Below are 15816 nucleotides of genomic sequence, written 5' to 3'. Positions count from 1 at the left end.
ATTGATGAATCAACGAGCAACTCTATTTTCATGTGTAATGAAGAAAATAAGAAAGGATTCAAGGTGGAATTACAAGAACGAACAGGCTTAATTGCCTATCTATACTACAATCGAGACGCTAAAAAAGTTGCACAAGTAGGAGATATTGTCTATCACTCTAAAAAACACCGCTATGTGCAGCTTTATGTCTTTAAAGAGCAAGCAGAGGAAGTATTACATCAGCTTTCTAAAGAAAAATATATCAAAAAAGTTATGCCTTGCTACCTTCAAGATTTAGATACGAACTTTGTCGGCAACCTTTTATAGTCATTTTGTTTTCATTGATTACGTCATTTCACTCATCTTGTCGAACTAGATTTTGCCTGTGATGCGTTGCTTCCAACTAACTCAAAACGAAACAATAAAATAGATAGAAAACGTTATCATGTAAAAATTAGAATATTTGGGTTGACAATTGTCAGATAATTCGGTATATTCTTAACATATCATTTTTAGAAAATGTTAAGGAGACAAACATGAAGAAAAAATTTGCATTATCATTTGTAGCTCTTGCAAGCGTTGCGCTTCTTGCAGCTTGTGGAGAAGTCAAGTCGGGTGGATCAAACGCGACTGGTACACCAGTTGATGAAAAAACGATTAAAATCGGTTTCAACTTTGAAGAAACAGGTGCAACAGCAGCTTACGGTACTGCGGAGCAAAAAGGTGCACAACTTGCGGTTGATGAAATCAACAAAGCTGGTGGAATTGATGGCAAAAAGATTGAAGTTGTAGATAAAGATAACAAATCAGAAACAGCAGAAGCTGCTTCTGTTACGACAAACTTGGTAACTCAATCAAAAGTGAATGCCATCGTAGGACCTGCGACATCAGGTGCGACTGCAGCAGCGATTCCAAATGCGACTAAAGCTGGTGTGCCATTGATCTCACCAAGTGCAACGCAAGATGGATTGACAAAAGGTCAAGACTATCTCTTTATCGGAACTTTCCAAGATAGCTTCCAAGGAAAAATCATTGCTAAATACGTTACTGATCAACTCAGTGCAAAGAAAGTGGTCCTTTACACAGATAACTCAAGTGACTACGCAAAAGGAATTGCTAAATCATTCCGTGAATCTTACAAGGGTGAAATCGTTGCAGATGAAACATTTGTAGCAGGTGATAGTGACTTCCAAGCAGCACTTACTAAGATTAAAGGAAAAGAGTTTGATGCGATTGTTATCCCTGGTTACTACACAGAAGCAGGTAAAATCGTAAACCAAGCGCGTGGTCTTGGTATCGACAAGCCAATCGTTGGTGGAGATGGCTTTAACGGTGAAGAATTTGTTCAACAGGCTACACCAGAAAAAGCATCAAATATCTATTTCATTTCAGGATTCTCTTCAACTGTGGATGTATCTGATAAGGCTAAGAAATTCCTTGACGCTTACAAAGCAAAATATGGAAATGAAGAGCCATCTACCTTTGCAGCTCTTGCTTATGACTCTGTTTACCTTGTAGCAGAAGCAGCAAAAGGGGCAAAAACATCTATTGAAATCAAAGACAACCTTGCTAAAACTAAAAACTTTGAAGGGGTAACAGGAGACACAAGCTTTGATGACAATCACAACACAGTGAAAACAGCCTTCATGATGACCATGAACAATGGTAAAGTAACAGCTGCAGAAACTGTGAAACCATAATAAAAAAAGGATTCCTATCACTTGTAGAGTGATCATTCAAATAGGAGAGTGAGAGAACTTCAAAGAGAGTTTTTCTTACTCCCCTTTTTGTGGATTTTAGGGAATATATGATATAATAGACAACAGTGAATTTTTCACGCATTGAAAATCAATAGAAAGTGTGGTGTTACATGCTCCAGCAACTTGTCAATGGTTTAATCTTGGGAAGCGTTTATGCCCTTTTAGCCCTCGGTTATACCATGGTGTATGGAATTATTAAACTCATCAACTTCGCCCATGGTGATATTTATATGATGGGTGCTTTTATGGGTTATTTCCTCATAAATACGCTCCGCTTGCCTTTCTTTGTAGCCCTTCTTTTGGCTATGGTGGGAACGGCAGCTTTGGGTGTTTTGATTGAGTTTTTAGCCTATCGTCCTCTTCGTCATTCGACGCGGATTGCAGCCTTGATTACAGCGATTGGTGTATCCTTCTTCTTGGAATATGCTATGGTCTATTTCTTCGGGGCGAATACTCGTTCTTTCCCACAGGTGATTGATACGGTTCGCTATACTTTTGGTCCAATCAGCTTGACCAATATTCAGCTCATGATTTTAGGTGTATCCTTGGTACTCATGGTGCTTCTTCAATTGATTGTTCAAAAGACCAAGATGGGGAAAGCCATGCGTGCGGTGTCAGTAGATAGTGATGCAGCTCAGCTAATGGGAATCAATGTCAATCGGACTATTAGCTTCACCTTTGCCTTGGGTTCTGCCCTTGCAGGTGCAGCAGGCGTCTTGATTGCCCTCTACTATAACTCGCTGGAGCCTTTGATGGGAATGACGCCAGGTCTGAAATCTTTCGTTGCAGCAGTTTTAGGAGGAATCGGTATTATCCCAGGTGCAGCACTTGGTGGTTTTGTTATTGGTTTGCTTGAAACCTTTGCGACAGCATTTGGGATGTCAGACTTCCGTGATGCGATTGTGTATGCGGTTCTAATCTTGATTTTGTTGGTTCGTCCAGCAGGTATTCTAGGAAAAAATGTGAAGGAGAAGGTGTAACCTATGAAGAAAAATCTAACGGTCAATCTTTTATGGCTTGGCCTTCTTGCAGCTATTTATCTGGTGATTACTGTTTTGGCTAGTGTGGGTATTTTGAATGATTTTTACCTACAAATCTTGCAACAAATTGGGATTAACATCATTTTAGCCGTTGGCTTGAATTTGATTGTTGGCTTTTCTGGTCAATTTTCACTTGGTCACGCTGGCTTTATGGCGATTGGTGCTTATGCAGCAGCTATTATCGGTTCAAAATCTCCAACTTACGGTGCCTTCTTTGGAGCCATGGTTCTTGGTGCTTTGATTGCTGGTGCTGTTGCCCTTGCAGTTGGTATCCCAACTCTGCGCTTAAAAGGCGACTACCTTGCCATTGCGACCCTTGGTGTATCTGAAATTATCCGTATCCTGATTGTGAACGGTGGAGAATTGACCAATGGAGCAGCAGGGATCTTGGGAATTCCAAACTTTACCAGCTGGCAAATGGTCTATCTCTTTGTTGTTCTGACAACGATTTTTACCGTTAATTTCTTGCGCAGCCCGATTGGTAGGACGACGCTTTCTGTCCGTGAGGACGAGATTGCAGCGGAATCTGTCGGGGTCAATACGACTAAAATCAAAGTCATTGCCTTTACTTTCGGTGCTATGACTGCAAGTATCGCAGGTAGCCTATATGCAGGTTATGTCGGATCTGTCGTTCCAAAAGATTATTCATTTACCAATACCATCAATATCTTGATTATCGTGGTATTTGGTGGTTTGGGGTCTATGACTGGAACGATTGTGGCGGCGATTGTGCTAGGCATTCTCAATATGCTCTTGCAGGATGTGGCAAGCATTCGGATGATTATTTACTCACTTGCCTTGATTCTCGTGATGATTTTCCGCCCAGGTGGATTATTAGGAACATGGGAGTTGAGCTTGTCTCGATTTTTCAAAAAAAATAAGGAGGTGGCGAAATAATGGCACTTCTTGATGTAAAACATTTAACCAAGCATTTTGGTGGATTGACAGCCGTAGGTGACGTTACCTTGGAATTGAATGAAGGTGAGTTGGTCGGCTTGATCGGACCAAACGGTGCAGGGAAAACCACCCTCTTTAACTTGTTAACAGGTGTCTATGAGCCGAGTGAAGGGACAGTGACTCTGGATGGGCATTTGCTCAATGGTCAAGCACCCTATAAAATTGCCTCTCTTGGCTTGGGACGGACCTTCCAAAATATCCGTTTGTTTAAAGATTTGAGCGTATTAGACAATGTTTTGATTGCTTTTGGAAATCACCATAAAAAGCATGTCTTTGCCAGTATGTTCCGTCTTCCTGCCTTCTACAAAAACGAAGAAGAGTTGAAGCAAAAAGCGCTTGATTTGCTAAAAATCTTTGACCTTGATAGCGATGCAGATACCTTGGCAAAAAATCTCGCCTACGGTCAGCAACGTCGTTTAGAGATCGTTCGAGCCTTAGCAACGGAGCCTAAAATCCTCTTTTTGGATGAGCCAGCAGCAGGGATGAATCCGCAAGAAACGGCAGAATTGACAGACTTGATTCGCCGCATTAAAAATGAATTTAACATTACCATCATGCTCATCGAGCATGATATGAGCTTGGTCATGGAAGTGACGGAGCGCATCTATGTACTAGAATACGGTCGTTTGATTGCTCACGGGACACCTGAGGAGATTAAGAATGACAAACGTGTTATTGAAGCTTATCTAGGAGGTGAAGCCTAATGTCTATGCTAAAAGTTGAGAATCTTTCTGTGCATTACGGCATGATTCAGGCTGTCCATGATGTCAGCTTTGAAGTGAATGAAGGAGAAGTTGTGTCTCTTATCGGTGCCAACGGTGCTGGAAAAACGACTATTCTACGCACGATTTCAGGTTTGGTCCGTCCAAGTAATGGTCAGATTTCCTTCTTGGGTCAAGAGATTCAAAAAGTGCCTGCCCAAAAAATCGTAGCAGGAGGGCTTTCTCAAGTACCAGAAGGTCGCCATGTCTTTTCAGGATTGACCGTTATGGAAAACCTGGAAATGGGTGCATTCCTCAAGAAAAATCGGGAAGAAAACCAAGCCAATCTTAAAAAAGTTTTCTCTCGTTTCCCACGCTTGGAAGAGCGAAAAAACCAAGATGCAGCGACACTTTCTGGAGGTGAGCAGCAGATGCTAGCCATGGGGCGTGCCCTTATGTCTACTCCTAAGTTGTTGCTCTTGGATGAGCCTTCGATGGGGCTTGCTCCTATCTTTATCCAAGAAATCTTTGATATTATTCAAGATATTCAAAAGCAAGGAACAACGGTTCTTTTGATTGAGCAAAATGCCAATAAGGCTCTCTCTATCGCAAACCGCGGTTACGTTCTTGAAACAGGAAAAATTGTGCTATCAGGTACAGGTCAAGAATTGCTGGCTTCAGATGAAGTTCGCAAAGCCTATCTGGGTGGCTAATGATAAATATAAAGGATGGGGCTACCCATCTTTTTTTGTAGTCATTTAGTTTTCATTGATTACATTCTTCACTCGCCTTGCCTAACCTGTGATTCGTCGCCTTGTACGAAATCAAAACGAAACAATTCTACTGCAAAAAAATAAAAAATTTTCAAGAAAACGCTTGCAAAACAGAACAACGTATGTTATACTAACATAGTAAAAACATTCACAAAAGGAGAAAGCTGATGAAAGCTTATACATATGTTAAACCAGGTGAAGCAGCCTTTGTAGAAAAAGAAAAACCAGTTGTTTTGAAACCAACGGATGCTGTTGTTCGTATGTTGAAAACAACGATTTGTGGAACTGACCTTCACATCATCAAAGGTGATGTGCCAGTTGTTGAAAGTGGTCGTATTCTAGGACACGAAGGAATCGCTGTTGTTGAAGAAGTTGGTGAAGGAGTTACAAACTTCAAAAAAGGCGATAAAGTCTTGGTATCTTGTGTCTGCGCTTGTGGAAAATGTTACTACTGTAAAAAAGGTATTTATGCTCACTGTGAAGACGAAGGTGGATGGATCTTCGGTCACTTGATTGATGGTACACAAGCTGAGTATCTTCGCGTACCACATGCAGATAATACACTTTACCATACACCAGAAGGGTTGTCAGATGAAGCTTTGGTTATGCTATCTGATATCCTTCCAACTGGTTATGAAATTGGTGTCTTGAAAGGTAAAGTAGAGCCAGGATGTACAGTTGCGATTATCGGTTCAGGTCCTGTTGGTTTGGGCTCACTTCTTACAGCTCAGTTCTACTCACCAGCTAAGATTATCATGGTAGACTTGGATGACAACCGTTTGGACACTGCCCTTTCATTTGGTGCAACTCATAAAGTGAATTCAGCAGATGCTGAAAAAGCTATTCAAGAAATCTTTGACCTAACAGATGGTCGTGGGGTTGATGTGGCGATTGAAGCAGTTGGTGTTCCAGCGACATTTGACTTCTGTCAAAAGATTATTGCAGTAGATGGTACGATTGCAAATGCTGGTGTACACGGTGTACCTGTTCAATTTGACCTTGATCGTCTATGGATTCGCAATATCAATGTGACAACTGGTCTTGTATCTACAAATACAACTCCTCAGTTGTTGAAAGCTATGGAATCTCATAAGATTGCTCCTGAAAAATTAGTTACTCACTACTTCAAATTGAGTGAAATCGAAGAAGCTTACAAAGTATTCTCTAAAGCAGCAGATCACCATGCGATTAAAGTCATTATCGAAAATGACCTTTCTCCAGAAGCATAATAAAAAGGAGGGCGCTTGCCCTCTTTTTGCGTTTCAAGGCTAGGAAATTTCAGAAAAATACAGTATAATAGAAGCAGGAAAAGAAAAAGGAGAATGTCCATGGCAGTAAAAGATTTTATGACTCGTAAGGTGATTTATATCAGTCCAGATACTACGATTGCTCATGCGGCGGATATGATGAGAGAGCAAGGCTTGCATCGTCTTCCAGTTATCGAAAACGATCGCTTGGTCGGTCTTGTGACAGAAGGAACGATTGCAGAAGCAAGCCCTTCAAAGGCAACTAGCCTATCTATTTATGAGATGAACTATCTCTTGAATAAAACCAAAGTCAAGGATGTCATGATTCGTGATGTTGTCACAATTTCAAAGTTTGCTAGTCTTGAGGATGCGACTTATTTGATGTTGAAAAACAAGATTGGGATTTTGCCAGTAGTGGACAATGATCAAGTGGCAGGGGTCATTACAGACCGAGATGTTTTCCGTGCCTTTTTAGAGGTGGCTGGTTATGGTGAAGAAGGGGTTCGTTTGCGCTTTGTCACAGAAGATGAGGTCGGTGTGATGGAGAAAATCATTCATTTAATCGTGGATGAAAATCTTAATATCGCAAATATCCTCAACATTCCTCGTAAGGATGGTAAAGTTATTACAGAAGTACAGTTGGATGGCAATACAGATTTAGCTGCTTTGAAAGCGAAATTTGAAGAGAGCGGCATTCCAGTAGAGGATATTGTCCGCACATCTGCTAAGAAATTATAAGAAAAAAGTTGCAGATAATTCTGCAACTTTTTATCGTTGAATAGGTTGTTTATTTTCATCTAGTGTAAAGCCTTCGCCCATAATCTCATGAGCATCAGTAATGGTGGTAAAGGCATGGGGGTCAATATCTAAAATGATATGCTTCATATCTTGCATTTCATTTCTTCCGACTACACAATAGATGATTTGAAGCTCGGACTGGCTATAAAAACCTTGACCATTTAAGAAAGTCACACCGCGTTCCAACTCTTCTCCGATTTTTTGTGCCAATTCTCTCGGATGGCTAGTGACAATGAGAAATCCTTTACCTGCATATCCACCTTCACCAATCAAATCAATCACACGAGAGGCGATAAAGACAAAAATCAAGGTGTAGGTTACCATAACAATATCTTTGAACACTAAAACGACAAGTACCAGAACAAATGAATCCACAAGGAGCATGAGTTTACCGATGGACATTCCTGTGTATTTATGGGCAATACGAGCAACAATATCTGTACCTCCGGTCGTTCCTCCTGCATTAAAGATGATGCCGAGCCCTGCTCCAAGGATAATCCCTGCAAGGAGACTGACAATGACTAAATCTCCATCTAAATCAAGGGTGAAAGGAATTTTCTCAAAAATAGCTAGCCAGGCAGAAACTGCAAAAGTCCCTAAGATGCTGGAGTATAAGGTCTTGGCACCAAAAATCCGCCAGTAGAGAATAAAGAGAGGAATGTTGATGATTAAATTCATCAGCGAGACGGGAATTTTAAAGAGATAATAGGTAATCAAGGTAATTCCCGTCGCACCGCCTTCAAATAAGTGGTTGGGAATGACGATGTAGTTGATTCCAAAGGCAAAAATGCCTGCTCCCAGCAAAATGAGTGCGTAGTTTTTTAGTTTTCCCATAGCTTTCTCCTAAATGTTTCTAAATCCTGCCTCTATTGTATCAAAAAAATAGGTTTTTGGAAGAGGGATGGGAACATTTTTGTCAGTGATTTTTCTGATTTTTTTTGATAGAATAGAGAAAGAGAAAAAATGAAGAGAGACAATATGAGAAAAGGTAAATTGATTTCCTTGGAAGGACCTGACGGTGCAGGGAAGTCCACAGTTTTGATGGCTTTGGAGAAGAGGTTGCAAAAAGCAGGCATTGATTTTATGACGACGCGTGAGCCTGGTGGCGTAGAGATTGGAGAGGCGATTCGAGAGATTATTCTCAATCCTCACTATACTGCGATGGATGAAAAGACGGAGCTTTTGCTCTATGTGGCTAGTCGTAGGCAGCATTTGAAAGAAAAGGTTCTTCCTGCGCTTGAGTCTGAAAAGCTCGTTTTGATGGATCGCTTTATTGATAGTTCAGTAGCTTATCAAGGATTTGGACGGGGACTTTTGGTTTCTGATATTGAATGGCTCAATCAATTTGTGACAGATGGTTTGAAGCCTGATTTGACCTTATATTTGGATATTGAAGTAGAAGAGGGCTTGGCTCGGATTGCAAAGAGTAAGGATCGAGGATTTGACCGTTTGGATCAAGAAAGTGTTGCTTGGCATCGTCGTGTCCGAGAAGGCTATTTGTCGATTTTAGAAAAAGAGCCGAGTCGTATGGTGAAGATAGATGCTAGCCAATCCTTAGACTCTGTTGTAGAGGACTGCTGGGCTTATCTTCAAAAGGAAAGTGACTAGGGATGTCAGAGAAAAAACTAAGAGAGTTACAACCTGATTTGACTGAGCATTTTGAACGCATCTTAGAGCAGGGGCGGCTCAATCACGCTTATTTATTTACAGGCTCTTTTGCAAGCTTTGAGATGGCGCAGCTCCTAGCACAATCCTTGTTTTGTCAAGAAAAAACGACGGTCTTTGCTTGTGGAGTCTGTCGAAATTGTCGTTTGATTAGAGAAGAAGCTTTTTCGGATGTGACGATTTTACGTCCGACGAATCAACTGATTAAGACAGAAACGATTCGGGAATTGGTCCGTAATTTTTCCCAATCTGGGGTAGAGGGGAACCGCCAGGTCTTTATCATTTGTGGTGCGGATAAGATGCACGTCAATGCGGCAAACAGCTTATTGAAAGTGATTGAAGAGCCTCAAAGTGAAATTTATGTCTTCTTTTTGGCACGTGATGGTGAAAAAATCCTTCCAACCATTAAAAGTCGGACGCAGATTTTTCATTTTCCCAAATCCTACGACTATCTCCTCCATCGTTTAGAGAAAGAAGGGTTAATCAAACAGCAGGCGGATGTCATTGCGACCTATGCACACACAGAAGAAGAAGCTCTTAGTAGCGCTAAGAATGCTAGTTTCTTGCGCTTATTGACAGAAATTGAGCGTTTTGTTCGCTCTATATTAGCAGGTAAAAAAGAAGCGTATTTACAGGTATCGACCTTGGTGCAGTTGGCAGATGATAAAGAAAAGCAGGACCAGCTTTTTCGTTTGCTAGAAGTCTGTTTTGCTAGGGAAATGGGAAATGAACGGGCGCTAGTCTATCTCAGTCGTTTAGGGTTGGCACGTCAGATGTGGCAGGCCAATGTCAATAGTCAAAATGCATTGGAATATATGGTCTTGCAAGGCCAATCGTCGTTTTAGAGAGGAAAATCGTAGAACTAGATGAATAAAAAAGAATTATTTGATGCCTTGGATGCTTTTTCACAAAATTTATTTGTCACCTTGGCAGAAGTGGAAGCTATCAAAAAAAATCTTAAGACTGTGATTGAAGAAAATACCGCCCTTCGCCTTGAAAACGATAAATTACGGGAGCGTTTGGGAGAGGTGGATAAGGCAACGCCAACCAAATCTAAGCAAGGAAGAGACAATTTAAAACGAATTTATGAGGATGGTTTTCACATTTGTACGGATTTCTATGGGCAACGACGTGAAAATGATGCTGAATGTATGTTTTGTGATGAATTGCTCTTTAGAAAGGTTTAGCACATGCAGATTCAAAAAAGCTTTAAAGGGGATACATCCTTAGGCACCCTGTATCTGGTCGCTACTCCTATTGGAAATATGGAGGATATGACCTTTCGTGCAGTGAAGACCTTGCAAGAAGTGGATGTAATTGCAGCAGAAGATACGAGAAATACAGGGCTTTTACTCAAGCATTTTGATATTTCGACCAAGCAGATCAGCTTTCACGAGCATAATGCCAAAGAGCGCATTCCTAACTTGTTAGCTTTACTGCTAGAGGGGAAAAATCTAGCACAAGTCTCTGATGCGGGGCTGCCGAGTATTTCTGATCCTGGTCAGGACTTGGTTAAAGCAGCCATTCAAGAAGGGATTGCAGTGGTGACGATTCCAGGAGCTAGTGCTGGGATTTCTGCCTTGATTGCAAGCGGTCTAGTTCCGCAACCTCATATTTTTTATGGATTTTTACCGCGCAAATCTGGTCAGCAAAAGGATTTTTTTGAAGAGAAAAAGGTCTATCCTGAAACGCAGATTTTTTATGAATCACCTCACCGTATGAAGGTAACCTTGGAAAATATGCTAGCTGTTTATGGTGATCGAGAAGCTGTGGTCGTTCGAGAGTTGACCAAGATTTATGAAGAATACCGTCGTGGAAATATTTCAGAGTTGATAGAGTCTATTCAAGAAACACCGCTCAAGGGAGAGTGTCTCTTGATTGTTTCAGGCTCGAATAAAGAAGAGCTTTCTGAGGTGACAGAAACTGTCTTAATGGAAGAAATTTCATCATTGATTGCAGAAGGAATGAAAAAAACCAAGGCGATGAAGGAAGTCGCTAAAAAGTACGGTTTATCTAAAAGCGATCTTTATGCTCGCTTTCACCTAAAGCACCCAGAATAAAAAAACAGAAAAGATGGCTTGAAGTTGGGGAAAAGTACCCAACTTCCTTATTTTTATAGTTTGAGCAGTTTGACGCAGTAGTTGTCGATCTTGTAAAACATTGATAAGTCAATATTCTACAAGCTGTGTTAACCTTGCGGGGGTGGGAGTAAATGAATCCAGTGGATTCGATTAGCCAGAGATTAGAAACAAGGGAGTGAGGCAAATCGATTTCTACGAAATCACGATTGAGTTCCACTCCCAAGTTTTTTTATTTTATTGCGTGCTACCCTCACATTTTTGTGCTCTTTTTCCTTGATTATCTAGCATTTTAAGAACTTTTTCTGAGAAAATATGGTATAATAAAGGGTATGAATTATCAAGATTACATATGGGATTTAGGGGGCACGCTTCTTGACAATTATGAATCTTCAACAACTGCATTTGTTGCAACTTTAGAGAGATTTGGACGAAAAGCCCAACATGATGAGGTCTATCAAGCCTTGAAATGTTCGACAGCATATGCGATTCAAGAATTTGCGCCTGATATTCCAGATTTTTTACAGCAGTACAAAGAGAAAGAAGCTATTGAGCTGACTCATCCGCTTCTATTTCCAGGGACGAAGTCTGTTCTTTCTGCTATTGTAGCAGCAGGTGGGAGAAATTTTCTTGTTTCCCATCGGAATAATCAGGTCTTGGAATTATTAGAAAAGACAGAGATTGCACCTTATTTTACAGAAGTGGTGACCTCAGAGAGTGGCTTTCAGCGAAAACCAAATCCAGAATCTATGCTTTATCTAAAAGACAAATATCACATTTTAAATGGCTTGGTCATTGGTGATCGAGAAATTGATATGAAAGCAGGAAGTGCTGCGGGCTTTGCGACGTATCTATTTGATAGCATGGAGCAGCTAAAGCAGACAATCAAGTGTTAGAAAAGGAACATGATGACAGAAGAGAAGAAAGAGAAACAAGCACAAGAATATGATGCCAGTCAGATTCAAGTCTTAGAGGGGCTTGAAGCAGTTCGGATGCGACCAGGGATGTATATTGGTTCCACCTCAAAAGAGGGGCTTCATCACTTGGTTTGGGAAATTGTGGATAATTCCATTGATGAGGCTTTAGCAGGCTTTGCAACGACTATTCAGGTTTATATCGAAGAGGATAATTCCATTACGGTTGTTGATGATGGTCGTGGGATTCCTGTTGATATTCAGGAAAAAACAGGTCGTCCTGCGGTTGAGACTGTCTTTACGGTGCTTCATGCTGGAGGAAAATTCGGAGGTGGCGGCTATAAGGTATCTGGAGGTTTGCACGGAGTAGGTTCTTCCGTTGTTAACGCCCTCTCGACCCAGCTAGACGTTAAGGTTTATAAAAATGGTCAAATCTATTACCAAGAATACCGCCGTGGACAAGTCCAAGACGATTTGAAGGTTATTGGGGAGACAGATAAGTCAGGAACAACCGTTCACTTCACGCCAGACCCTGAAATCTTTACCGAAACGACTATCTATGATTTTGACAAGCTTAATAAACGGATTCAAGAGTTGGCATTTTTGAACCGTGGCTTGAAAATTTCAATTACAGATAAGCGTGAAGGGCTTGAGCAGACACGCGATTACCACTATGAAGGTGGAATCTCTAGCTATGTAGAATACATCAATGAAAATAAGGATGCCATTTTTGATAAGCCAATCTATACAGATGGAGAAATGGATGACATCACGGTTGAGGTAGCTATCCAATACACGACAGGCTATCATGAGACCGTTATGAGCTTTGCCAATAATATCCATACCCATGAGGGTGGAACTCATGAGCAAGGATTTCGAACAGCATTGACGCGTGTAATTAACGACTATGCTAAGAAAAATAAATTGCTCAAGGAAAATGAGGATAACCTAACAGGGGAAGATGTGCGCGAAGGCTTAACAGCTGTGATTTCGGTCAAGCATCCAAATCCCCAGTTTGAAGGTCAGACCAAGACTAAGCTAGGCAATAGCGAGGTTGTTAAAATCACGAATCGCTTGTTTAGTGAAGCATTCTCAGAATTTTTACTAGAAAATCCACAAGTTGCGAAAAAAATTGTGGAAAAAGGAATTCTGGCAGCTAAGGCTCGGATTGCAGCTAAGCGTGCGCGTGAAGTGACTCGTAAAAAGTCAGGACTTGAGATTTCAAATCTTCCAGGGAAGCTAGCAGACTGCTCATCCAATAATCCAGCTGAAACAGAGCTTTTCATTGTGGAGGGAGATTCAGCGGGAGGCTCTGCCAAATCAGGTCGAAACCGTGAATTCCAAGCGATTTTGCCAATCCGTGGGAAAATTTTGAACGTGGAAAAAGCGAGCATGGATAAGATTTTGGCAAACGAAGAAATTCGTAGCTTGTTTACCGCTATGGGAACAGGCTTTGGGGCGGATTTTGATGTGAGCAAGGCTCGTTATCAAAAATTAGTCATTATGACCGATGCCGATGTTGATGGAGCCCATATCCGTACGCTACTGTTGACCTTGATTTATCGTTATATGAAACCAGTCTTGGAGGCAGGGTATGTCTATATCGCTCAACCTCCGATTTATGGTATCAAGGTTGGTAGTGAGATTAAAGAGTATATCCAGCCAGGAGCCAATCAAGAAGAGGAATTACAGGCAGCTTTAGAGCGTTATTCAGAAGGACGGGCAAAACCGACTATCCAGCGCTATAAAGGGCTTGGAGAAATGGATGATCACCAATTGTGGGAGACAACCATGAATCCAGAAAATCGCTTGATGGCGCGCGTGTCTGTGGATGATGCAGCTGAAGCAGACAAGATTTTTGATATGCTGATGGGGGATAAAGTAGAGCCTCGTCGTGACTTTATTGAAGCAAATGCTGTTTACAGTACACTGGACGTTTAAAAAAATCAAAAAAACTGACATTTGCTAAACAAATTGTGATATAATAATCATGATTGTTTCAAGTAATAGGAAAAAGGAGTTATATATGTCTAGTGGACTAATCATACTGACCATAGTCATAGCAGTGCTATTGATTGTAGCCTATATTACTGCTGTACTATTGAGAAAGAGAAATGAAACCCTACTTACAAAACTAGAGGAGAAAAAAGAAGAGCTTTATAATCTTCCAGTCAATGACGAGGTCGAAAGAGTCAAGAACTTGCATTTGATCGGTCAAAGTCAGATTGCCTTTCGTGAGTGGAATCAAAAATGGGTTGATTTATCCTTAAATTCATTTGCAGATATTGAAAATAATCTGTTTGAAACGGAAACTTATAATAATTCATTTCGCTTCTTAAAAGCTAAACACGGCATTGATAAGATTGAAAGTCAGATTGGCTTGATTGAAGAGGATATCGCAGCCATTCGTGAAGCTCTAAAGAGCTTGGAAGAGCAAGAGGCGCATAACAGCGGACGAGTGGTTCATGCTCTTGACTTGTTTGAAAAATTGCGCACGAATGTGGCTAATCATGCAGATAGCTATGGAGTTGCTCTTTCTGAAATTGAAAAGCAACTTGAAAATATCGAATCAGAGTTTTCTCAGTTTGTAACCTTGAATTCATCTGGTGATCCGATTGAAGCGGCAGAGATTTTAGATAAAACAGAAGACCATATTCTTGCTCTTACGCAGATTGTGGAAAAAATTCCAGCGATTGTGGTAGAGTTGATGACAAAGCTTCCTGAGCAAGTAGAGGATTTAGAGTCTGGTTACCGCAAGCTCCTTGAGAGTGATTACCATTTCATGGAGACAGATATCGAGTCTCGTTTGCAACAGTTGCATATGCTAGTGAGTCATAACCGTGAGAATCTAGCTGCACTTGAATTGGATAATACCCAGTATGAAAACGAGCAAATTCAAGAAGAAATTGATACGCTTTATGATATCTTTACCCGTGAAATCGAGGCGCATAAAAAGACAGAAAAGTTTTTAAAAACTCTTCCTGCCTACCTAACGCACATGAAAGATAATCGAGTTAATATTTCTTCGGAGTTGGATCGTTTGAGTAAGGTCTATTTGATTCCAGAAACGTTGCGTGATCACATCAATCAGTTGGAAAATGAATTGGTGAGCTTGGATACAGTGGTTCTTGGTGCAGTGGAGGATTCTTCAGATGTGAAGCAAGCCTATTCGATTTGGGCTGAGAAGTTAGAAACGATTCAAAACCGCTTGAAAGAAATTGAAGATGAGCAGATTTTATTAGGTGAAACGTTGGCTCAGATTGAAAAAGATGATGTCAATGCTCGTCAAAAAGCCAATATCTATGTCAATAAGTTGCATACCATTAAGCGTTATATGGAAAAACGCAATCTTCCGGGAATTCCAAAGAGTTTCCTAGAACTCTTCTTTACTGCGAGCAATCATACAGAAGATTTAGTCGCAGATTTGGAGCGTGATTTGGTTGATATGGCAGATGTTAATCGGATGCTTGACATTTTAACCAATGACATGCGAGAACTAGAAGATGAAACTTATCGTATTGTTCAATATGCAACGCTAACCGAGCAATTACTCCAGTATTCAAATCGTTATCGTTCATTTGATGAGGGGGTTCAAGCAGCTTTCAATCGCTCGCTAGAAATTTTTGAGCATGAGTTTGATTACCAAGCATCATTTGAAGAAATTTCGCAGGCTTTAGATATTGTAGAACCAGGTGTTTCAACACGTTTTGTAACATCTTATGAAAAAACACGCGAAACGATTCGCTTTTAAGCAAAAGATTAGGATGAATTCCTAATCTTTTTTTGTAAAATCAGTGATAAAATCCTAGATAAAGAGTAGAGTTCTATGCTTGCAAATAAATTCTTGAAAATTCTGAGCAAATTATTATGAAATCTTTTGGAAATGTGATAAAGTAGTAGTGTA

16 protein-coding genes are annotated in these 15816 nt (G+C 40.6%); 15 read left to right on the top strand and 1 reads right to left on the bottom strand.

All coding sequences use genetic code 11. The features are described 5' to 3' along the window. The first annotated feature begins 30 nt into the window (after nt 1-30). The 8 genes from AB1I63_05625 (at nt 31) to AB1I63_05590 (ending at nt 7195) form a co-directional block, all read left to right on the top strand. On the top strand, nt 31-306 hold the full coding sequence (locus AB1I63_05625; protein MEW4354364.1) for a DUF2129 domain-containing protein: 276 nt from the start codon (nt 31-33) through the stop codon (nt 304-306). Between the two features lie 209 nt (nt 307-515). Further along, a complete protein-coding gene (locus AB1I63_05620; GenBank protein MEW4354363.1) occupies nt 516-1679 on the top strand; it encodes an ABC transporter substrate-binding protein in 1164 nt (387 codons plus the stop codon). 170 nt (nt 1680-1849) lie between these two features. Further along, complete coding sequence (locus tag AB1I63_05615; protein MEW4354362.1) at nt 1850-2719, top strand: branched-chain amino acid ABC transporter permease; 870 nt, start codon at nt 1850-1852, stop codon at nt 2717-2719. 3 nt (nt 2720-2722) lie between these two features. Then, the gene (locus tag AB1I63_05610) at nt 2723-3676 is read left to right on the top strand and encodes a branched-chain amino acid ABC transporter permease (GenBank protein ID MEW4354361.1); all 954 of its coding nucleotides are present in this window, start codon (nt 2723-2725) and stop codon (nt 3674-3676) included. Continuing rightward, entirely contained in the window at nt 3676-4440 is a 765-nt protein-coding gene (locus AB1I63_05605; protein ID MEW4354360.1) for an ABC transporter ATP-binding protein, read from the top strand. The genes AB1I63_05610 and AB1I63_05605 overlap by 1 nt, the downstream gene beginning before the upstream one ends. Continuing rightward, nucleotides 4440-5150: an ABC transporter ATP-binding protein gene (locus AB1I63_05600; GenBank protein ID MEW4354359.1), complete on the top strand. Its 711-nt coding sequence runs from the start codon at nt 4440-4442 to the stop codon at nt 5148-5150. Before AB1I63_05605 ends, AB1I63_05600 begins: the two co-directional genes overlap by 1 nt. A 227-nt stretch (nt 5151-5377) precedes the next feature. Beyond that, nucleotides 5378-6439: a zinc-dependent alcohol dehydrogenase family protein gene (locus tag AB1I63_05595; protein MEW4354358.1), complete on the top strand. Its 1062-nt coding sequence runs from the start codon at nt 5378-5380 to the stop codon at nt 6437-6439. A 99-nt stretch (nt 6440-6538) separates the two neighbouring features. Then, on the top strand, nt 6539-7195 hold the full coding sequence (locus tag AB1I63_05590) for a CBS domain-containing protein (protein MEW4354357.1): 657 nt from the start codon (nt 6539-6541) through the stop codon (nt 7193-7195). 30 nt (nt 7196-7225) lie between these two features. Here AB1I63_05590 and AB1I63_05585 read toward each other — a convergent pair whose 3' ends face one another. Next, complete coding sequence (locus AB1I63_05585) at nt 7226-8089, bottom strand: YitT family protein (GenBank protein ID MEW4354356.1); 864 nt, start codon at nt 8087-8089, stop codon at nt 7226-7228. Between the two features lie 144 nt (nt 8090-8233). Here AB1I63_05585 and tmk point away from each other — a divergent pair, with 144 nt between their 5' ends. The 7 genes from tmk (at nt 8234) to ezrA (ending at nt 15663) form a co-directional block, all read left to right on the top strand. Continuing rightward, on the top strand, nt 8234-8863 hold the full coding sequence (gene tmk / locus AB1I63_05580) for a dTMP kinase (protein ID MEW4354355.1): 630 nt from the start codon (nt 8234-8236) through the stop codon (nt 8861-8863). Nucleotides 8864-8865: 2 nt separating this feature from the next. Continuing rightward, nucleotides 8866-9765, top strand: a complete 900-nt coding sequence (locus AB1I63_05575; protein ID MEW4354354.1) for a DNA polymerase III subunit delta' — start codon at nt 8866-8868, stop codon at nt 9763-9765. 21 nt (nt 9766-9786) lie between these two features. Further along, nucleotides 9787-10107, top strand: coding sequence for a DNA replication initiation control protein YabA (gene yabA, locus AB1I63_05570; protein MEW4354353.1), 321 nt, complete (start codon nt 9787-9789; stop codon nt 10105-10107). Between the two features lie 3 nt (nt 10108-10110). Continuing rightward, nucleotides 10111-10980, top strand: coding sequence for a 16S rRNA (cytidine(1402)-2'-O)-methyltransferase (gene rsmI, locus AB1I63_05565; GenBank protein MEW4354352.1), 870 nt, complete (start codon nt 10111-10113; stop codon nt 10978-10980). 350 nt (nt 10981-11330) lie between these two features. Then, nucleotides 11331-11894 (top strand): HAD-IA family hydrolase, encoded by a 564-nt coding sequence (locus tag AB1I63_05560; GenBank protein ID MEW4354351.1) that lies wholly within the window; start codon nt 11331-11333, stop codon nt 11892-11894. A 12-nt stretch (nt 11895-11906) separates the two neighbouring features. Further along, nucleotides 11907-13853, top strand: a complete 1947-nt coding sequence (gyrB, locus tag AB1I63_05555; GenBank protein ID MEW4354350.1) for a DNA topoisomerase (ATP-hydrolyzing) subunit B — start codon at nt 11907-11909, stop codon at nt 13851-13853. An 85-nt stretch (nt 13854-13938) separates the two neighbouring features. After that, the gene (ezrA, locus tag AB1I63_05550) at nt 13939-15663 is read left to right on the top strand and encodes a septation ring formation regulator EzrA (GenBank protein MEW4354349.1); all 1725 of its coding nucleotides are present in this window, start codon (nt 13939-13941) and stop codon (nt 15661-15663) included. The last annotated feature ends 153 nt before the right edge of the window (nt 15664-15816 follow it).

This window comes from Streptococcus pneumoniae (genome assembly GCA_040719455.1).
GTDB classification, from domain to species: Bacteria; Bacillota; Bacilli; order Lactobacillales; family Streptococcaceae; genus Streptococcus; species Streptococcus pneumoniae_G.
The sequence above is the reverse complement of the archived record's forward strand: the minus strand, read 5'-3'. Positions and strand labels throughout refer to the sequence as shown.